At 67.1% G+C, this 19,608-nt stretch carries 19 protein-coding genes and 2 pseudogenes; 12 read left to right on the plus strand and 9 right to left on the minus strand.

All coding sequences use genetic code 11. The features are described from left to right. The 6 genes and pseudogenes from ODE13_RS13090 to fabF form a co-directional block, all read left to right on the plus strand. Positions 1-401: pseudogene (locus ODE13_RS13090) on the plus strand (pyruvate dehydrogenase (acetyl-transferring), homodimeric type); the annotation flags it as partial. A 160-nt stretch (positions 402-561) separates the two neighbouring features. Next, on the plus strand, positions 562-1,737 hold the full coding sequence (locus ODE13_RS13095; RefSeq protein ID WP_322479682.1) for a helix-turn-helix domain-containing protein: 1,176 nt from the start codon (positions 562-564) through the stop codon (positions 1,735-1,737). 103 nt (positions 1,738-1,840) lie between these two features. Beyond that, the gene (locus ODE13_RS13100) at positions 1,841-2,779 is read left to right on the plus strand and encodes an ACP S-malonyltransferase (RefSeq protein ID WP_322479683.1); all 939 of its coding nucleotides are present in this window, start codon (positions 1,841-1,843) and stop codon (positions 2,777-2,779) included. A gap of 108 nt (positions 2,780-2,887) precedes the next feature. Continuing rightward, a complete protein-coding gene (locus ODE13_RS13105; protein WP_322479788.1) occupies positions 2,888-3,892 on the plus strand; it encodes a beta-ketoacyl-ACP synthase III in 1,005 nt (334 codons plus the stop codon). Positions 3,893-4,035: 143 nt separating this feature from the next. Further along, positions 4,036-4,281: an acyl carrier protein gene (locus ODE13_RS13110; RefSeq protein ID WP_179542873.1), complete on the plus strand. Its 246-nt coding sequence runs from the start codon at positions 4,036-4,038 to the stop codon at positions 4,279-4,281. A 119-nt stretch (positions 4,282-4,400) separates the two neighbouring features. Further along, positions 4,401-5,645: a beta-ketoacyl-ACP synthase II gene (fabF, locus tag ODE13_RS13115; RefSeq protein ID WP_179542874.1), complete on the plus strand. Its 1,245-nt coding sequence runs from the start codon at positions 4,401-4,403 to the stop codon at positions 5,643-5,645. Between the two features lie 223 nt (positions 5,646-5,868). On the opposite strand, the gene ODE13_RS13120 is transcribed toward fabF, so the two are convergent. The 6 genes and pseudogenes from ODE13_RS13120 to ODE13_RS13145 form a co-directional block, all read right to left on the minus strand. Beyond that, positions 5,869-6,372, minus strand: a complete 504-nt coding sequence (locus ODE13_RS13120) for a DUF3145 domain-containing protein (protein ID WP_179542875.1) — start codon at positions 6,370-6,372, stop codon at positions 5,869-5,871. A 277-nt stretch (positions 6,373-6,649) separates the two neighbouring features. After that, positions 6,650-7,642 (minus strand): tyrosine recombinase XerC, encoded by a 993-nt coding sequence (locus ODE13_RS13125; RefSeq protein ID WP_322479684.1) that lies wholly within the window; start codon positions 7,640-7,642, stop codon positions 6,650-6,652. A gap of 62 nt (positions 7,643-7,704) precedes the next feature. Continuing rightward, positions 7,705-9,093 carry a DNA-processing protein DprA gene (locus tag ODE13_RS13130; protein ID WP_322479685.1) on the minus strand — a complete coding sequence of 463 codons (1,389 nt, stop codon included), beginning with the start codon at positions 9,091-9,093 and terminating at the stop codon, positions 7,705-7,707. Then, positions 9,090-9,428 (minus strand): hypothetical protein, encoded by a 339-nt coding sequence (locus tag ODE13_RS13135; protein ID WP_322479789.1) that lies wholly within the window; start codon positions 9,426-9,428, stop codon positions 9,090-9,092. Before ODE13_RS13135 ends, ODE13_RS13130 begins: the two co-directional genes overlap by 4 nt. 18 nt (positions 9,429-9,446) lie before the next feature. Next, positions 9,447-9,971: pseudogene (locus ODE13_RS13140) on the minus strand (ATP-binding protein); the annotation flags it as partial. Between the two features lie 246 nt (positions 9,972-10,217). Then, positions 10,218-10,469 carry a helix-turn-helix domain-containing protein gene (locus ODE13_RS13145; protein ID WP_234752110.1) on the minus strand — a complete coding sequence of 84 codons (252 nt, stop codon included), beginning with the start codon at positions 10,467-10,469 and terminating at the stop codon, positions 10,218-10,220. 457 nt (positions 10,470-10,926) lie between these two features. Between ODE13_RS13145 and ODE13_RS13150 the strand changes: the two genes are divergently transcribed. Further along, positions 10,927-11,364, plus strand: coding sequence for a helicase associated domain-containing protein (locus ODE13_RS13150; protein ID WP_237428430.1), 438 nt, complete (start codon positions 10,927-10,929; stop codon positions 11,362-11,364). A 127-nt stretch (positions 11,365-11,491) separates the two neighbouring features. Here the strand turns inward: ODE13_RS13150 and ODE13_RS13155 are convergent, their stop codons facing one another. Next, positions 11,492-11,923, minus strand: a complete 432-nt coding sequence (locus ODE13_RS13155) for an acyl-CoA thioesterase (RefSeq protein WP_192477112.1) — start codon at positions 11,921-11,923, stop codon at positions 11,492-11,494. 91 nt (positions 11,924-12,014) lie between these two features. Further along, positions 12,015-12,935, minus strand: coding sequence for a LysR substrate-binding domain-containing protein (locus tag ODE13_RS13160; RefSeq protein WP_192477111.1), 921 nt, complete (start codon positions 12,933-12,935; stop codon positions 12,015-12,017). 106 nt (positions 12,936-13,041) lie between these two features. Between ODE13_RS13160 and ODE13_RS13165 the strand changes: the two genes are divergently transcribed. The 5 genes from ODE13_RS13165 to ODE13_RS13185 all read left to right on the plus strand — a co-directional run bounded on the left by ODE13_RS13165 (position 13,042) and on the right by ODE13_RS13185 (position 18,536). Next, positions 13,042-14,286 (plus strand): CaiB/BaiF CoA transferase family protein, encoded by a 1,245-nt coding sequence (locus ODE13_RS13165; protein ID WP_192477110.1) that lies wholly within the window; start codon positions 13,042-13,044, stop codon positions 14,284-14,286. A gap of 66 nt (positions 14,287-14,352) precedes the next feature. After that, positions 14,353-15,558: an acyl-CoA dehydrogenase family protein gene (locus ODE13_RS13170; protein WP_192477108.1), complete on the plus strand. Its 1,206-nt coding sequence runs from the start codon at positions 14,353-14,355 to the stop codon at positions 15,556-15,558. A 66-nt stretch (positions 15,559-15,624) separates the two neighbouring features. Beyond that, a complete protein-coding gene (locus ODE13_RS13175; protein WP_192477107.1) occupies positions 15,625-16,848 on the plus strand; it encodes a thiolase family protein in 1,224 nt (407 codons plus the stop codon). Next, positions 16,848-17,654: an enoyl-CoA hydratase/isomerase family protein gene (locus ODE13_RS13180; RefSeq protein WP_192477105.1), complete on the plus strand. Its 807-nt coding sequence runs from the start codon at positions 16,848-16,850 to the stop codon at positions 17,652-17,654. Before ODE13_RS13175 ends, ODE13_RS13180 begins: the two co-directional genes overlap by 1 nt. After that, entirely contained in the window at positions 17,655-18,536 is an 882-nt protein-coding gene (locus ODE13_RS13185; protein ID WP_192477103.1) for a 3-hydroxyacyl-CoA dehydrogenase family protein, read from the plus strand. 180 nt (positions 18,537-18,716) lie between these two features. On the opposite strand, the gene ODE13_RS13190 is transcribed toward ODE13_RS13185, so the two are convergent. After that, positions 18,717-19,553, minus strand: coding sequence for an NAD(P)-dependent oxidoreductase (locus ODE13_RS13190; RefSeq protein WP_237428431.1), 837 nt, complete (start codon positions 19,551-19,553; stop codon positions 18,717-18,719). Between the last annotated feature and the right edge of the window lie 55 nt (positions 19,554-19,608).

Consider the following 19,608-nt stretch of genomic DNA (forward strand, 5'->3'; position numbering starts at 1 on the left):
CCTGGAATGAGCTGCGTCGTGAGGCTCTGCGGGTCCAGGAATCAGCGATGCTGGATCCAGAGCGTGAGCCTGAGGAGCCCTTCGTGACCCGGCAGCTGGCCGGGGCGCGGGGTCCGATCATCGCGACGACTGATTTCTCCACTCAGGTCCCGGACCAGATCCGGCAGTTCCTGCCTCATGACTTCGCCACGCTGGGTGCTGATGATTTCGGGATCTCTGATACCCGGGCTGCCGCGCGCAGGCATTTCCGGATTGATGCTCATTCCATGGTGATTCGTGGGCTGCAGATGCTGGTCCAGCAGGGCCAGATCGATGCCGGGGTCCCTGAGGAAGCGATCCGCAAGTATCGCCTGGCTGATGTCAATGCGGGCAGTACTGGAAGCACTGGTGGAGACGCCTGAACCACACCACCACCACTGAAGTACCGTGCGCACCGGAGGGTGCCGGCGTCCTGACGCAGGACATCGGCACCCTCCGGTGCGTCCGGAGGCGATGCGGAGCGGCTTTGTAGGTGATGGACAACTGGCCGGTCACCTCCCCCACGGGCTAGGCTCGGGGGCCATGACCGCCTCCGCACCGCAGGTGCCTCCCCGCGTCCGGGTCTCCGAGGCGTCACTGAACGTGCTGCGGTCGCACACCGACCAGCTGACCACCGCTGTGAACCTCCATCTGGAGGGCACCTTGCCGTGGTATCGGCAGCTCACCACCGATGAGCGCGCCTCGCTGCGGCTCATCGCCCAGCGCGGCATCATGGGGCTGGTCAACTGGCTGGACAATCCGCAGACCCGCTCCCTGCCGCTGGTCAACGAGCTGCTCGGCTCCGCACCCACGGACCTGATGCGCAGCATCTCGCTGCAGCGGGCGCTGCAGCTGATCCGCACCATCGTCGAGGCCGTGGAGCACCGACTGCCTGGTCTCGTTCCCGTCGGGGACCAGCAGGGCATGCTCGAAGCCGTGCTCCGCTATTCCCGCGAGGTCGCCTTCGCCATCGCCGACGTCTATGCCCGCGCGGCGGAGTCCCGCGGCGCCTGGGACTCCCGCCTGGAGGCGCTGCTGGTGGATGCGGTGCTTCGCGGAGAGGCCAGCGAACAGATCACCTCCCGCGCCTCGGCGGTGGGCTGGGGAAGCACCTGTGGCGTCGTAGTCGTCGTCGGGCCCGCCCCGGACCAGGCCGACGCCGCCTTCATGAGTCACCTGCGCCGCCAATGCGTGCGCTTCGCCGCGGACGCGGTGGTCGGTGTCCAGGGGGATCGACTGGTGCTGCTGCTCGGCGGGGTCACGGACCTCGACACCGGTCTGGAGCGCATCATGTCCAGCTTCGGCCGAGGGCACGTCGTCTACTCCCGCATCGAGGGATCCATCGACCAGGCGCACCGCTGCGCCCAGGCCGCCTACTCCGGTCACGCTGCGGCCCCCGCCTGGACGCTCGCACCGAACCCCGTGCCCGCAGACGACCTGCTTCCCGAGCGAGCCCTGGCCGGGGACGACACCGCCCGCCAGATGCTCCGCGACGCGATCTTCGCCCCCCTCGCCGAGGCCGGCAACGGTCTTCTGGAGACCGTCACCGCCTATATCAGCGCCGGGCACTCTCTGGAGGGAACCGCGCGCGAACTCTACGTGCACCCGAACACGGTGCGGTACCGACTCCGGCGGGTCACCGACATCACCGGCTGGGACCCGACCGAGCCTCGCGACGCGTACGTCCTCCAGACCGCTCTGGCCGTCGGTCGCCTGTAGACTCGTGCAGGCATCCGGTTTGTAGAGACCCCACAAAAGTACCCGGAGAGCTTGGTCTCACCGTGCCCCGCTCCGAGCAGCCGCGATATGGAAAGTTGGTAACGTGCTAGCGATCGTATGCCCAGGACAGGGTTCCCAGACCTCAGGATTCCTCGCCCCGTGGCTCGAGGAAGCCGATTCTCGTGAGACCCTCCAGGCCTGGTCCGAGGTCGCCGGTACGGATCTGCTCCTCCACGGCACCGAGTCCGACGAGGAGACCATCCGCGACACCGCCGTGGCACAGCCCCTCATCGTCGCCGCCTCGCTGCTCGCCGCCCGCGCACTGGGCCTCGCGCCCGGCATGCGCCCAGGCGATGCGGACGCCGCCCAGCTGATGCTGGCCGGCCACTCCGTGGGCGAGGTCCCTGCCGCCGCGCTGGCCGGAGTGCTCACCGAAAAGCAGGCGCTGACGCTGATCCGGGTACGCGCCCAGGGCATGGCCGAGGCGGCCGCCGCAGAGTCCACATCGATGGCCGCCGTGGTCGGCGGGATCGAGGACGAGGTCCGTGAGTCCATCACCTCCCATGGGCTGACCCCCGCCAACGCCAACGGACCGGGCCAGATCGTCGCCGCCGGCACCGCCGAGCGCATCGCGGCCCTGGAAGCGGCGCCCCCAGCACGTGCTCGGGTCATTCCGCTGAAGGTCGCCGGAGCGTTCCACACCGAGCATATGGCTCCCGCCCAGCAGGCCCTGACGAACGCCGTCGCCGATTTCGAGGTGGCCGACCCCGAGGTGCGCCTGCTCTCCAACCGTGACGGGCAGGCCGTGGCCTCCGGTGCCGAGGTGCTGGACCGCCTGGTGGACCAGGTGACCCGCCCGGTCCGGTGGGACCTCTGCATGGAGTCCATGAAGGCCGCCGGCGTGACCGGTGTACTGGAGCTGCTCCCAGGAGGAACCCTGACCGGTCTGGCCAAGCGCGGCCTCAAGGGTGTGGCGTCCCTCGCCGTGAAGTCCCCTTCAGACCTCGACTCCGCACGAGACTTCATCCGAGACCATGCCTGAGTCGAGTCCCCGACTCAGCGCATCGACCACCGCACCATTGAGCAGGCAAGGACAGCTTCCGTGACAGCCACCCTCAACCAGCCAGAGACCGTCACCGGCACACAGGTGATGGGCATCGGCGCCTACCGCCCGGACGTGATCGTCGACAACGATCAGATCTGCCAGTGGATCGACTCCTCGGACGAGTGGATCCGCCAGCGCACCGGCATCCGCACCCGCCACCGTGCTCCCGCCGACGTCTCCGTGGTGGACATGGCCACCGGCGCCGCCCGCGAGGCGATCGAGAAGGCCGGCCTCACCGGTGAGGACATCGGGGCCATCATCGTCGCCACCGTGACCCATCCGTACCAGACCCCGTCGGCGGCGGCCGCCGTTGCTCACCAGATCGGCTCCACCCCGGCCGCGGCCTTCGACATCTCCGCCGCCTGCGCCGGGTACTGCTACGGCATCGCCCAGGCAGACTCCTTCGTCCGCTCCGGCCTGGCGAAGCATGTGCTCGTCATCGGCGTGGAGAAGCTCTCAGACGTCATCGACAACCACGAGCGCAGCATCTCCTTCCTGCTCGGCGACGGTGCAGGCGCCGCCGTCGTCGGCCCCTCTGAGACTCCCGGGATCTCCCCCAGCGTGCTCGGATCCAACGGCGAGAAGTGGGACGCCGTGGCCATGACCGGCTCGCTGCTTCCGATGCGCGATGCGCTCCGCGACGCGCGAGCGAGCGGCGACGCCTCCGAGCTGCTGGACCCGGAGACGGACCTCTGGCCGACACTTCGCCAGGACGGACCCACCGTGTTCCGCTGGGCGGTCTGGGAGATGGCCAAGACCGCGCAGAAGGCCCTCGACGCCGCGGGGGTCACCGCGGAGGACCTGGTCGCCTTCGCCCCGCACCAGGCCAACATCCGCATCATCGACGAGATGGTCAAGCAGCTCAAGCTGCCCGAGCATGTCACCGTGGGGCGAGACATCGCGGACGCGGGAAACACCTCGGCGGCGTCCATCCCGCTGGCCGTCCACCGCCTGCTCGAGGAGAACCCCGAGCTCTCCGGCGGTCTGTGCCTGCAGATCGGCTTCGGCGCAGGTCTGGTCTACGGCGCCCAGGTCATCCGGCTGCCCTGATCGGGCCGTTGAGGAGACCACCACAGATGTCCTGGCCCCCGGCACACGCGCCGCAGGCCAGGCCGAGAGCGTCAGGGACACCTGAGGCGCACATCACCACCCGTACGAGCGACACGTACGACTGAGAAGAAGGGAGCAGCCCCGTGGCTGACAAGAACGAGATCCTCGCCGGACTGGCTGAGATCGTCAATGAGGAGACCGGCCTGGAGACCGAAGAGGTCCAGCTGGAGAAGTCCTTCACCGAGGACCTGGACATCGACTCGATCTCGATGATGACCATCGTGGTCAACGCCGAGGAGAAGTTCGACGTGAAGATCCCCGATGAAGAGGTCAAGAACCTCTCCACGGTCGGCGACGCCGTCACCTTCATCGCCGACGCCCAGGGCTGACCACCTGACCTCGGTGTCCAGGGAGCGGGCCAGTGCCATGGCGCCGATGATCTCGGCCGCGGCGCCGGCCCGCTCCCGACTGAAGCACCCACCACCCACCACTGACCAGAGGTAGATCCATGACACGCCGTCTCGTCATCACCGGCCTCGGCGCCACCACTCCCATCGGCGGCGACGTGCCGACCCTGTGGAAGAACGCCCTGGCCGGGACCCCGGGCGCCAAGACCCTCGAGCACGACTGGGTCGAGAAGTACCAGCTCCCCGTCACCTTCGCCGCGGAGGTCGAGGTCGAGCCCGCCGAGGTGCTCGCCCGTCCCGAGACTCGCCGCATGGACCGTTCCACCCAGCTGGGCATGGTGGCTTCCCGCCAGGCCTGGAAGGACTCCGGCCTCGACGAGGCCGACGTCGACCCGGAACGTCTCGGCGTCTCCTTCGCCACCGGCATCGGCGGGGTGTGGACCCTGCTGGACTCCTGGGACACGCTGCGTGAGCGCGGACCCCGCCGTGTGATGCCGATGACCGTTCCGATGCTCATGCCCAACGGCGCGGCAGGTGCGATCAGCCTGGACCTGGGTGCCCGTGCCGGCGCCCGCACCGCTGTCTCCGCCTGCGCCTCGGGCACCGAGGCTCTGGAGGTCGCGATCCGGATGCTGCGTGAGGGCGAGGCCGACATCGTGCTCGCCGGCGGCACCGAGGCTGCCATCCACCCGCTGCCGCTGGCCGCGTTCTCCTCGATGCAGGCACTCTCCCGCCGCAATGACGACCCGGCGGCGGCTTCACGTCCCTACGACGTCGACCGTGACGGCTTCGTCATGGGAGAAGGTGCGGGGGCTCTGGTCGTGGAGACCGAGGAGCACGCCAAGGCCCGCGGCGCGAAGATCTATGCGGAGCTGGCCGGCGCGGCCGTGACCTCGGACGCGCACCACATCACCGCCCCCGACCCCGAGGCGATGGGGGCATCGCGGGCGCTGCGCAAGGCCCTCGACGATGCCGGCGCCTCCGTGGAGGACGTCAGCCACGTCAACGCGCACGCCACCTCCACCCCGGTCGGCGACAAGCCGGAGTACGCAGCTCTGAAGTCCGCCTTCGGTGATCGTCTCGACGAGATCTGCATCTCTGCGACAAAGTCACAGACGGGCCATCTGCTGGGCGCTGCCGGAGCAGTGGAGTCGCTGCTGACCGTTCTGGCACTGCACGACCGCAAGGCCGCAGTGACGATCAACCTGGACAACCAGGATCCGGAGATGCCGCTCGACGTGGTCACCGGCCAGGCGCGCGAGCTGCCCTCCGGCGACCAGGTCGCGCTGTGCAACTCCTTCGGCTTCGGAGGTCACAACTCGGTGGTGGCCTTCCGCACCGTCTGAGTCGCTGAGGACAGAAGAGGACAGAAGAAGGGCGGCCTGCCAGGATCTGAGATCCTGGCAGGCCGCCCTGTATCACGCTGTGGGAAGCGCAGCCGCGTGGGAAGCGAACGCCCGGAGGCGGTTCAGCGGCGGATCATGGGACCGGCGAGCGGAGGAGGGCCTCACCAGGCCGAGTGGTGATGCACCGCGCGTGCAGGTGGCGCGGCAGCATCGACGTGGGAGCTCAGCCGACCCGATGGAGCCAGCGGACCGGAGCGCCCTCGGCGGCGTGACGGAAGGGGTCGAGCTCCTCGTCCCAGGCCTCTCCCAGGGCCAGCGAGAGCTCCTGGTAGACCACGGAGGGATCACCGGCGCCCATCTCATAGGCGTAACGGACGCGGTCCTCGGAGACCATGATGTTCCCGTGGACGTCCGTGGTGGCGTGGAAGATGCCGAGCTCCGGGGTGTGTGACCAGCGGCTGCCGTCGCAGCCCGCGCTCGGGTCCTCAGTGACCTCGAAACGCAGGTGCGCCAGGCTCCGCAGGGTGGACGCGAGCGTGGCGCCGACCCCCTGGGGGCCGCGCCAGCTGAGTTCGGCACGGTAGGTTCCCGGCTCGGCGGGCTGGGGCTCCCACTGGAAGTCCACTCGGGCATCGACCACCGACGAGACCGCCCACTCGATGTGTGGGCAGAGCGCGGCGGGCGCCGAGTGGATGTGCAGGACACCCCGGGCCGTGTGTACAGACATATCCATCCTCCGTAGTGCTGTTGGTACGTCTTCCCCTACGACCGACAGCGCTGATCCGGATGATGGATTGCTGGTGTGAAGTTGTGGCTCGACAATTGTGCATGACGTGCAGCTCATCTGCCAAGCCGGGCCCGGAGTCTTCTCCGGCCCGTGGAGCGGGCGACTGACCCGGACTCCGTGCACAGCTTAACAGGTGAGCTGCCAGGAGGACACCCTCTGAGCCTGCTGTGTCCGGCTCCCGGCGGGCAGGAGCGTAAGGGCAGGGACCCAGGTCCGCTCAGGCCCGCGGATGGGCCTGACCATAGGCCTCGCGCAGGCCCTCCACCGAGACATGGGTGTAGAGCTGAGTGGTGGAGAGTGAGGCATGGCCGAGCAGCTCCTGGACGGTGCGCAGATCAGCGCCGCCGTCGAGCAGATGGGTGGCGGCGGTGTGCCGCAGCGCATGCGGTCCCCGGGCGGCTGTGGTGCCCAGGGCCTCGAGAGCGTCGTCCACGACCTTGCGGACCACCCGCTGGTCGATCCTGCCCCCGCGACGGCCCACGAACACCGCGTCTCCCGAGCCCGGGGTCTCTAGGACGGGACGTCCTTCAGAGGTCCACCTGATCAGGGCCCGCTCGGCAGGCACGCCGTAGGGCACCATGCGCTCCTTGTTCCCTTTCCCGAGCACCCGGACCATGCGGCGGTCTGCGGCGAGGGAGGAACGGTCCAGTCCGACGAGCTCGGCCACGCGCATCCCGGTGGCATAGAGCATCTCCACCATGGCGAGATCACGCAGCGCCAGAGCGTGGTGCTCGGGGTGCTGCTCGCGTTCTGCGGCAGCGGATGCGCACCGTTCCGCGAGCCGACGGGTCAGCTCCTCGACGTGTCGGTCCTGGAGCACGTCGGGAAGGCGTCCCCCGCGCCGTGCCGTGCGCAGCCGGACGGAGGGATCCTCCTGCAGGGCTCCCCTCCGGTGTGCCCACGCGGTGAAGCTGCGCACCGCTGCGGTCTTGCGGTTGAGCGAGGCTCGGCTCAGGCCGCCGTCGTGGAGGTCTGCCAGCCAGGTCCGCAGGTGCGGGAGGTCCAGCTGGGCCAGCGGCCCGCAGGCCTGCGCGAGCTGACGGAGGTCGGTGCGGTAGGAACGGACGGTGTGCGGGGACAGTCCCCGCTCGTGCTCCAGATGACCGATGAAGTCCTCGAGCAGCGGGTCCTCGTCGGATCGCGACGGTCCTGTCGGCCGTCGCCTGTCGGGCTGCGGCCCCTCAGGGTCGGAGATGGCCTGTCCGCTCATGTGCGCAGTCTATCGGCGACGGCGCTGGATGCGGTCCCGGCCATGACACTCGACGGTGGACGTCACCCGCCCGGCTGGGAGCCCAGCGACCTGCCCCAGTGGCCACCGGACTCACGGGCGAGGCCGCGGCGCTGGAGCCTGGTGAGCCCGGCCAGCACCTGGGACATGGGCAGCCCTGCGACCTCGGAGACCTTGCCCGGGGCACTGAGTCGTCGCAGCGGAAGGGCATCGAAGAGCAGCCGGTCAGCCTGGCTGAGTCCGTCCACCACGTCCGGTCTCGCCCCGCCGGAGGGCAGGGGGAGCTGCTCCGTCTGCACGCCGCCGCCGACCGAGGACCCGGCCTCTCCTGTGCCCAGGGCTCCCGACAGTCCTGCGATGAGCTCGACGACATCGGCTGCGTCGGTGACCAGCTCCGCCGGGGTCTCGCGGAGCAGTCGATGGCACCCCGCAGAACTGGGCGAGTGCACGCTTCCCGGGACCGCTCCGACCGGGCGTCCGAGGGCGAGCGCGTGATGCGCGGTGTTCTGGGCTCCGCTGCGCCAGCGCGCCTCGACCACGACGGTCACCGCAGTCAGGGCGGCGATCAGCCTGTTGCGCTGCAGGAAGCGATGCCTGGTGGGGCTTCCTCCCGGCGGCATCTCGCTGAGCAGCAGCCCGGAATCCCCCAGACTCCGCAGCAGGGGCTCATTGCCGGCCGGGTAGAACCGGTCGAGCCCGCCGGCGAGCACGGCCACCGTTGGTGCAGGTCGAGGCTGCCTCGCCCCGCCCGCACCCGCCGCAGCCCCGCCCGCCGCAGGGGCCCCGGGCCTGCTCCCCGTCATCGCCTCGTGTCGCCGCAGGGCGGCCCGGTGCGCGGCGGCGTCGACCCCGTAGGCTCCGCCGGAGACCACGCAGACGCCATGGCCCACCAGGTCCTCGACGAGCTCCGCGGTGACGCGCAGGCCATAGTCGGTCACCTCCCGCGACCCCACCACAGCCGCCCGTCGCGCCACATGGGGCAGACGAGCCAGGCCCTCCGCCCTGTCGCCGCCGGTGGAGCGGTGCCACAGAGCCACTGGTGCCGCCCCTCCCAGGTCATCGAGCTCGCGCGGCCATCGGGGGTCCTCCGGGACCACGAGGCCGCCGCCCGCGCGCCGGATGGTGCCCAGGTCCCGGGCTCCGTCGGCCTGGCCACGGCGGGTGCGCCAGCGCGCGAGGCCCTCGGCGAGATCCCGCTGTCGCCGCCCCAGGCCCGCGGCCTCCCCCTGCACGGCGAGTTCCGTCCTCAGCCGCGCCCCGGGCCTGGAGTCGGACTGGATCAGCCGGTGGGCGTCCTCCGCCCCCAGATGACCGATGAGCAGGCCGGCCAGGGCGTCGCCGGGTTCCACCAGGCGACTGAGCTCAGCACGTCGGCGCAGCAGCTGCTCCACGTCGCCCGTTCCCGCAGCGCAGGTGTCCTCGGGGAAGGTCATGCGGCTCTCCTCTCCTCAGCCGTCTGACGCAGCTGCATGGCGGCGTCGACCTCATCCGCGCCGGGCGGGGAGAGCCCGACCAGATCTGCCAGCGTCCAGGCCAGCCGGAGCACCCGGACGTATCCGCGCAGCGAGAGCACGGCACGGTCCAGGCAGGCGTCCAGTGCACGGGTGCTGTGCGGATCGAGACGCAGCTGCCCGGTCAGCAGGCGCAGGGGCAGATCCCCGTTGGTGCTCATGCCCCAGGGTGCCAGCCGCTCCCGCTGGGAGGCTCTGGCCTGGATTACTCGGCTCAGGACCTCGGCGGAGCTCTCCCCGCTCTGCGCCAGGGCCATCGAGGCGGACCTCGGCCTCTCCACCTGCACCTGAAGGTCTATGCGGTCCAGCAGCGGCCCGGACAGCCGTGTCAGGTAGGAGCGACGTTGCAGGACCGTGCAGCTGCAGTCCCGACCATTGCCGACCGCCATGCCGCACGGACACGGATTGGCGGCCATGACCAGCTGGAAACGAGCAGGGTAGGTGACCGTCCCCGCAGCACGGTGCAATGTCACGGCTCCTGTCTCCAGGGGCTGCCGCAGCGCATCGAGAGTGGGCCGCTGGAACTCGGGCGCCTCGTCCAGGAAGAGCACACCACGGTGGGCCCTGGTCACCGCGCCCGGTCGGGCCAGTCTGGCCCCGCCACCGACGATCGCGGCGGTGCTGGCACTGTGGTGCGGCGATTCGAAGGGCGCCCGGCGGGTCAGTCGCATGACCGGGCCTGCCTGCCCGGTCACCGACCCGATCGCCGTGACCTCCATGGCGTCGTCGTCGCACAGCGGCGGCAGGATGCCCGGCAGTCGTTCGGCGAGCATCGTCTTGCCGGCTCCCGGAGGTGCAGGAAAGCGTAAAGACCATGTGTGCGCGCCCTGCTAGCGCCGCAGAAGTCGCGGCGGTTGTCTCCAAGGTTGGCTTTGAGATGAAGAAGAGCCAGATCTGCCAGCGGCGGTCGAACGCCATCGGCCCCACGACTGTCTGCGACTCGGAAGGAACCGACGGCGAGTACGCCTACCTCCTGAACGTAACCAGCCCGGACCTGAACGAACCCCAGGTCGCTACCCTGATCATCAGGCTGCACCAGTAAACGGCTACTGGCTGTCCTGTTCCCCGTCGTCCGGGAGATCGCCAGCGGCAATGTGTGAGGCTGTGCGCCGGTACGCTTCGGCGATGTAGTCTTCCAGATCCTGGAGGCCGATGCGCCACAGGCCCCTCCCGCCGACCTGAATTGCGCGCAGCTCTCCACTGCTGATCAGGCCCCGGATGAGGCTCGACTTCACGTTGAGCTCTTCGGCCGCCTGCTCGACTGTCAGGAAGCGGCGCTTTGTGGGTTCGTCTGTCACCAGACCATCCTAAGTTTGGGCTGGCCCGGCTGAGTGCAGGAACAAATGGTGAAAGGGCGAAAGGAGACAGCCGGCGCGCGACGTTTCGCTAGGGTCGCGTTGCTTTCCCCTAGGCTTAGAACGGAAGTCACCTGTGCAGGCTCTCTGGCCGGGGCGACCCGTCAAATTCAACACAGGGGGAAGTCGTGAAGGGAATACTCGGGATACTTGGAACACCTAAGGGCGATTCCGGACGGCAATGATTGGCTTAAGGCGCACCGCACCTGACCTCGAATGGGTGCAGATGTACCGGCAGGGTATCCCGACGTCCAGGATTGCCGCCTTGGCTGGCGCCGCGGAAACGACCGTTCGGTATCACCTCCAGATTGCTGCAAAGGCAGAGCCGGGCATACGGGAAGAGCACAAAGCGGCGCTGGCCCCTGCAGCTCCGAGAACATCCGAGGCGGGCCTGAGGAACTTGGCTGATGTCCTCGCCTTCCATGAGGCTCATGACCGGTTGCCGGTCAGCCACGGGAAGACCTCGCGCGAGCGGGCGCTGGCAGCATGGCTGGCAAACCGCCGCCGGCAGTCCGCCGAGAAGACCCTCTCCCCCACCTACAGGGACGCCCTGGCGGTGATCGCCGGCTGGGACAAGCCTTCAACCCGCAAGGCCGAGGATGAGGCGCGTTGGCAGCATCGGTTGGAGGAGCTCCAGAGAATCAGGGCTGCCGGCGGTGAGTGGCCGCGGCACCAGAAGACGGACGATGCCCACGAACGCACGCTGGGCGTGTGGCTGCACGCCCAGCGCATCGACTACCGCGCTGGCAGAATCGACCAGGCCAAGGCGGAGCAGCTGGACAGGCGCCTGCCAGGGTGGCGGGAAGGCAGAGGTCACCGGGGCGGCCGGCGCAGATAGCGGGAAGCAAGCAGCTCTATACCTTCAGAGCACTCGCTCCGGCCGGTGCAGGTATCTAGTGGAACAGACGTTCAGGGGGCCCAAGACCTCTGCAACGCGCACCAACCGGTCGAGACAGTTACCGTTCCTAGCCGTGTGGCGTTTCCGTAAGGTGGTGCGTGGGTATCCTGTCTCTGTCGTAGGTGATTTCTTTGTAGCCGTGCGGCTCTGGCTTACCCGCGATGTTCAGGTTCACGAACACGATCTCCTCGATGGTGAGGATGCTTCGTCGAGTGATCATGTTCCGGACTTCCGCTCGCATGGTCAGTGAGGTTCGGCCAAATTTAGTTGCTGTCAGACCCATCTCAATGAGGTCCCCTTGGACTGCGGAGCTGACGAAGTTGATTTCCGAAATGTACTTTGTCACCGCCCTGCCGTTGCCCAGTTGGAGGATGGCATAGATCGCTGCTTCCTCGTCGATCCATTTGAGGAGGCTGCCACCGAACAGGGTGCCGTTGGCGTTTAGGTCTTCTGGGCGCACCCATTTTCGAGTGCGGAAGGTTATATCGGAGGATTCCATGGTGTGACCTTACTTCTGCGGTGAAGATGGTTTGGTTTTATGTCTTTGAGACCAGTTCTGGCGGTCGTAGCAGCGTCCACCGATTGGTGGGCTATGACTCGACACCGGCGAGGCTGTCGGGACGACCGACCCAAACCTGTTCCGCAAGCGTGAGGACCGGTGGGAGCGCCGGGTTGTCCGAATCCCCGCGCCACGCCATCCTGAGGTAGACCGGCAGGGTCTCGTCGAGCACCCGCAAGAACCGTACATGCGGGTCGGTTACGTTTTCCGCGACGGAGGAAACCGTTAGGGAGCATCCTACTTCGGCTCCCACCAGGGCCATTGCGGTCCACGAATCGGGTGCACTTTGCACTATGTCGGGATCGAATCCGGCTCCCAGGCTCAACCGGCGCAGGCGGTCGGTCAGGACAGAACCTTCATGCGGGGGCAGTGCGACGAACGGTTCGCCAGCTAGTTCTGCGAAACGAACTTCGCCTTGCGAGGCCAGGCGGTGTGATGCAGGGACGGCCATCACGAGATGTTCCTCCACGACGATGCGGGACTTGATGCCCGCGGGCACAAAGTCCCAACGGCCGAGACTGATATCAACTTCACCGCGGAGGACCCGGGCGAGGGCTGGGAGTGCGAAGTCCTGGCTGTTGAGGCGAACTTCTATGCCTGGGTGGGCCTTTCGGACTTCCCGTGCCAGTACTCCCACGAGAACATGGGTTGATGCGCCGGCGTAGGCGAGCTTGACCATTCCCGCCTCGCCGCGGCCAGCGGCAAGTGCGCCGGCCCTTGCACGCTCCGCTGCAGCCAGGATCTCCCGGGCTGATGCCATCAGGGCCACTCCGGCCGCCGTTAGCTGGACGCTGCGTGTGCTCCGGATGAAGAGGTCGACCCCGAGATCCCGCTCCAGCTGCCGCACGATCCGGCTCACAGGTGGTTGAGCCATATGGAGCCGGGCTGCAGCCCGGCCGAAATGCAATTCCTCCGCCACGGCGAGGAACACCCGTATTTGTTGAATCTCCATCCCGCCATTATTGCAGGAGCATCAATAATCGGGCTCCCAATAAGTATTGGACGCGCTGTAATGCCCGGTGGGATAGTGAAAAAGAACCGCCTATGGAAGAGGACCCATGACACTGCAGAGCAACGCCGCTCCCCTGGCTCCAGGGGCTGCTGCTCACGACCGCCAGCCCGATCACGCACGCCGGGACGCCTTCGGTCGCAACGCCAGCGGTCCTTTGGCGGGAATCGTCATTGCCGACTTCAGTCGGGTCCTCGCCGGACCGTACTGCACCATGCTCCTGGCGGACATGGGTGCCACGGTCATCAAAGTGGAAAGCCGGTCCGGCGATGAAACACGGGCCTGGAAGCCCCCGGTCTTCGATGGCCAATCCACGTACTACCTCTCAATCAACAGGAACAAGAGATCCATCGCACTGGACTTCGGCGATCCGGATGACATAGACACGGCACGGAACATTGCTGCGGGCGCCGACGTCGTCATCGAGAACTTCAAACCTGGCGGGCTGGACCGTTTCGGCCTGGACTACGCGTCCATCACCGAACGCAACCCCGCTGTGGTCTACGCGTCCATCACCGGGTTCGGCTCCGCTGGCGGAGCGGCCCTGCCGGGTTACGACCTGCTCGTCCAGGCCATGTCCGGGCTCATGAGCCTCACCGGGGACCCGGAGTTCCCCGCGTACCGTTCCGGTGTTGCGGTCTTTGATGTCATCACAGGACTCCATGCCGCCATTGGCGTCCTGTCAGCGCTGCATGAAAGGAGCCAGAGCGGCCGCGGACAACGCATCGAGGTGAACCTTATGTCCTCGGCCCTGTCCGGCATGGTTAACCAGACAGGCGGATACCTGCTCAGCGGAAACGTGCCCACCCGCATGGGTAACGAGCACCCTAGCATCTACCCCTATGAACCGCTCCCCACCGCGGACGGGGAAATCGTCCTGGCTATCGGCAACGACCGGCAGTTCCGGACGCTCTGCAACGTCATTGCCGCCCCCGAGCTCGCCGACGATCCCCGGTTCTCCACACCCCCGGACCGCAGCCTCAACCGGTCGGCGCTGCGCCCCATCCTGCAGGAACTGCTGGCCGTCAGGACCGCATCGGAGTGGTTCGACATCTTCACCGAGGCACGGCTTCCATGTGCTCCGATCAACGATGTCCGCGGTGGGATTGATTTTGCCCAGCGCCTGGGACTGGAACCGGTAGTGAACGTGGGAACCGGTGAAGAAACCATCCCCGGCGTCCGTAACCCGATCACCTTCTCAGCGACACCCGCCAGCTATGACCTGGTGCCGCCCGGCATCGACGCAGACCGGGGGGACATTCTCCAGTGGCTGCAGTCGACGCCGCAGGCTTAGCCCGCTCCCGAGCAGCCACCCCACAAGCAACCAGCACCCCGTCCGCGGAACCATAAAGGACCTCTCATGACAACCACTGCAACTGCCCGCAGCACCGTAAACTCCGACTACTTCAACCTCGACGACGAGTTGGGCCCAGAAGAGCTGGCCATCCGCGACAAAGTCCGCCAGTTCGCCGAAGAGCGGGTCCTTCCCATCATCAACGACTACTGGGAACGTGCGGAGTTCCCGGACGAACTGCTGCCCGGCCTCGCGGATCTCGGCATCATCGGGACCTACATTCAGGGATATGGATGCCCGGGGATGAGCCGCAAGGGCGCGGGAATGGTCGCGCGCGAGATGGCGCGGGCTGACGGAAGCATCAACACGTTCCTGGGGGTCCACTCCAATCTCTGCATGGGCGCCCTGTACATGCTGGGCAACGAGGAGCAGCGGCAGCGCTGGCTGCCTGCCATGGCCCGGCTGGAGAAAACGGGTGCCTTCGCCCTCACCGAGCCCAACCATGGGTCCGACACGGTGGCGCTGGAAACGAGCGCCCGCCGAGAGGGAGGCACCTGGATCATCGACGGCCACAAACGCTGGATCGGCAACGGCCACGCGGCCGACGTCGTGGTCCTCTTCGCCCGCAACACCGAAGACGGCAAGGTCAACGCCTTCGTCGTCGAAAAGGACGCTGACGGCAACCACCCGGCCGGCTACAACCCCACCGTCATCACCGGCAAGATCGGCAAACGCGCCATCCTGCAGGCCGACATCGTCATCGAGGGCATGCGGATCCCTGAGACCAACCGCCTGGAGAACTGCAGGTCCTTCGCCGATGTCTCCCGCGTCCTGCAGGCAACCCGCGGCGGCGCTGCATGGGAGGCCGTCGGCCACGCAATGGCGTGCTTCGAGATCGCGGCCGACTATGCCGCCAAGCGGGTCCAGTTCGGCAACCCGATCGCCAGCTACCAGCTGGTCCAGCACCGGCTCGCCAACATGCTCAGCGAGCTGACCGCGATGCAACTGATGGTCAACCGCATGGCTGAACTGGCCGAGAAGGGCACCCTGACCAACGCCATGGCGTCCATGGTCAAAATGGCCACCGCGCAAAAAGGCAAGTGGATCTGCAACGAGGCACGGGAATTGCTCGCCGGCAACGGCCTCCTGCTCGAAAACCATGTCGCCCGCCACCTGACCGACATGGAGGTCGTGTCCACCTACGAGGGCACGGACTCCATCCAGGCACTGCTGGTAGGCCGCGACATCACGGGAATCTCAGCCTTCCGCTGACCCGAGGACATGGCCCTGCCTTGACTCATCTTCACCCTTACCAAGATTCACTGAAGGAGCTTTTCCATGACTGAAGCATTCCTCATCGGCGGGGCACGCACCCCTGTCGGTCGTTACGGCGGCGCCCTGAGCTCCGTCCGCCCGGACGATCTGGCTGCCATCGCTGTTCGGGCCGCCGTCGAACGCGCAGGCCTTGACCCGGCCGTCGTGGACGAGGTGATCCTCGGCAACGCCAACGGCGCCGGCGAGGAAAACCGGAACGTTGCCCGCATGGCCTGGCTGCTCGCCGGCTTCCCCGACACGGTCCCCGGTGTTACCGTCAACCGGCTCTGCGCCTCCGGGCTGAGCGCCATCATCATGGCCTCCCACATGGTCAAGGCCGGTGCCGCGGACATCGTGGTTGCCGGTGGTGTCGAATCCATGTCCCGCGCTCCGTGGGTCATGGAGAAACCGGACAAAGCCTTCGCCAAACCCGGCGCCGTCGTTGACACCTCCATCGGCTGGCGCTTCCCCAACCCTGCCTTCCTGTCCGGGGAACTCTCACGTGATGGCAAGGCAACCTATTCGATGCCCGAAACAGCAGAGGAAGTGGCCCGGGAATACAACATCTCCCGTGCTGACTGCGACGAGTTCGCCGTCCGCTCCCACGAGCGCGCCCTCGCAGCCATCGAATCCGGGCGCTTCGCCGACGAGATTGTCCCAGTCACGGTCAGGGGCCGCAAGGGCGCCGAAACCAACGTGGACACCGACGAAGGTCCTCGCCCCGGAACCTCAGTGGACGTCCTCGCCGGCCTCCGCCCGGTAGTGAAGGGCGGCAGCGTCGTCACCGCCGGGAACGCATCGACGCTCAACGACGGCGCCTCGGCGATCATCGTCGCGTCCGAGGCAGCCGTGCAAAAGTATGGCCTCACTCCACGGGCACGCATCCTCGATGGCGCGTCCGCGGGTGTCGCCCAGGAAATCATGGGCATGGGCCCGGTCCCGGCCACCCGCAAAGTCCTGGACCGGACCGGCGTCGCGGTAGCCGATCTGGCTGCCGTAGAACTTAATGAGGCTTTCGCCTCGCAGGCCCTGGCCTGCATGCGCGAGCTGAAGCTCGAACCCGACACGGTGAACAACGACGGCGGCGCCATCGCGCTCGGGCATCCGCTGGGTTCCTCCGGGTCCCGGCTGGTCATCACGCTGCTCGGGCGCCTCGAGCGCGAGGCCACGGATGGCCGAAAGCTGGGCCTGGCCACGATGTGCGTGGGTGTCGGACAGGGCACGGCCCTGCTCCTGGAAGGCATCTGATGACAGCCGTAGTGAACGACGCCGGGACAAGGCTGGACGGCTCACGTTTCGAGACGCTGTTGTTTGAGGAGCGCGGGGACCGTTTAGCGGTTCGGCTGCACCGCCCCGGGGTGAAGAATGCCATCGACCAGGCCATGGTGGATGAGCTGCACGCAGTGTGCGCGCACCTGGAACGCACACCGAAAATCCTGATCCTCTCGGGCACGCCCGGCAACCCTGACACGGGGACCAAAGCCGTCTTCGCATCCGGGGCTGACATCGCACAGCTGCGTGAGCGGCGCCGTGATGACGCGCTGGCCGGAATCAATTCCGGGATCTTCGACCGGATCGCCAAGCTGCCCATGCCGGTCATCGCCGCGCTGGACGGATACGCGCTCGGCGGAGGCGCGGAACTGGCGTACTCGGCCGACTTCCGGATCGGCACTCCTGCCCTGCGGATGGGTAACCCCGAGGCGAACCTGGGCATCCTGGCCGCGGCCGGTGCTACCTGGCGGTTGAAGGAGCTCGTCGGGGAGCCGGTAGCCAAGCAGATCCTGCTCGCCGGCAAAGTCCTCACGGCTCAGGAGTGCCTCGCGGTCGGGCTGATCACCGAACTCGTGGAGCCGGGCACACTGATGGACTCGGCGCACGCCCTGGCGGACGCCATTGCGGTGCAGGATCCGCTGGCAGTACGCCTCACCAAGGCCGTGTTCCACGCCCCACGGGAGGTCCATCCCGTCATCGACACCCTGGCCCAGGGCATGCTTTTCGAGTCCCAGGCAAAGTTCGACCGCATGCAGGCGTTCCTCGACAGGAAGAAGAAGTAAATGAATAATCCATCAGAGCCATCCGGTCGAACCGGCGAGCTCCCTGCGCGCGTTGGCGTCCTTGGCGGCGGTCGCATGGGAGCGGGCATCGCCCACGCCTTCCTCATCAAGGGGGCAGACGTGGTGGTCATCGAACGTGATGAAGCCTCCGCGCAAGCAGGCCGTGAGCGGGTCGCATCCTCAGCAGCGAAATCCATCGAGCGTGACCCCCACAGTGGCAACCTCGATGAGATGGTCTCCCGCCTGAAGACTTCTGTGGACTACGCGGACTTCGGTGACCGCGAGCTGGTCGTGGAAGCCGTACCCGAGGACTGGACACTGAAGGTGGCAGCGCTCCGCAGGGTCGAAGAACAACTCACCCCTGGCGCGGTGCTGGCCTCGAACACATCCTCGCTGTCGGTGTCCGGCCTGGCGGAGGAGCTGGAACGGCCGCAGGACTTCCTGGGGCTGCACTTCTTCAACCCCGTCCCGGCTTCCACCCTCATTGAGGTGGTCATTGGCAAGCAGACCCGGCCCGATCTCGTCGAGCAGACACGGAGCTGGGTCCAGGGGCTGGGCAAGACCGCCGTCGTGGTCAACGACGCCCCTGGCTTCGCGTCATCCCGGCTCGGTGTAGCGATTGCCCTGGAAGCGATGCGCATGGTCGAGGAAGGCGTTGCCTCAGCTAAGGACATCGATAACGCCATGGTCCTCGGCTACAAACACCCCACGGGGCCGCTGCGCACCACAGACATCGTTGGCCTGGACGTGCGCCTCGGCATCGCCGAATACCTCCATGAAACCCTCGGTGAGCGGTTCGCTCCCCCACAGATACTGCGTGAAAAGGTCGCCCGCGGCGAACTCGGCCGGAAAACCGGCAAGGGCTTCTTCGACTGGAGCTGAATCAGCAGGCTGCCCCCACGCCACGCTTTCGCCAGCCGCCGTGCAGCCCCTGTCGATGACCCTGCCGTCGGCCGGCTTCAAGGACGCCAGGTGCGGTTCTGCGGTTACTCCACCCAAGCGCGGCCCACCACTACTGCGTGGTGGACCGCGCTTCCGCCGTGCTGTCCGCTCCAGGTTCGGCTATTTGGTCTGCAGGTTGTTCTGTCCCATGGAGTCGAACAGTTGGGTGGAGGACAGGGCGTTGAAGGGCATGGCCACGTGGTGCTCGAGGCCCTTCAGGTGTGCGGCCTTGAGGTCCTTGAGCAGCACTGCGAGGGCGGTGTCAGCGGTCCACTCCGAGACTGCGTCCCAGTTCCGGGCAACCCAGCTGTCGCCAGTGCTGACCTTGAAGAGGTTGAGCAGTTCGGCTTCGGGCAGGTTGTACTGCGCGCCAAACTTGAGCCCTTCGGCGACGGCGTTCATGTTGATGCCGAGGACGAGGTTGTTGACCAGCTTCGCTGCCTGGCTGTTGCCGGGCTTGCTGCCGTAGTAGAAGGTGTTGGATCCGACAGCGTCGAAGTACGGCGAGGCGGCGGTCACCACGTCTTCGGCACCGGATGCCATGATCGACAGGGTGCCGGCCTCGGCCCCGGTCGAACCCCCGCTGACGGCGGCGGCGATGAGCCTGACCTCGCCGTGTTCCTCGACCTGCTGGCCCAGTTCGTTCATGGTGTCCGGGTCCAGGGTGCTCATGACGATGATGGTCAGGTTTTTGGGATTGGCGGACAGGAGCCCGTCTTGGCCCAGGATGACGTCGACGTTCTGGGCGTAGTCACGGACCATGGACACGATCGCGTCGTCGGCCTGTTCGGCGACGTCCTTCAAGGTTTCGGCCATGGTGATTCCCGCCGCAATAGCCTTCTGGCGGGATCCCTCGAAGGCGTCGTACCCGATCACCTCGAAGCCGGCCCTATTCAGGTTGACTGCCATGGGAAGTCCCATGGTTCCGAGTCCTACGAAACCGATTTTCTTGCTCATGATGTGATCTTTTCGTCGTAGTAGTGGGGCGTCGGGACGCAGGAGAGCCCGAGGT

The sequence above is a fragment of the Nesterenkonia sp. HG001 genome (assembly GCF_034438835.1).
Classification (GTDB): domain Bacteria; phylum Actinomycetota; class Actinomycetes; order Actinomycetales; family Micrococcaceae; genus Nesterenkonia; species Nesterenkonia xinjiangensis.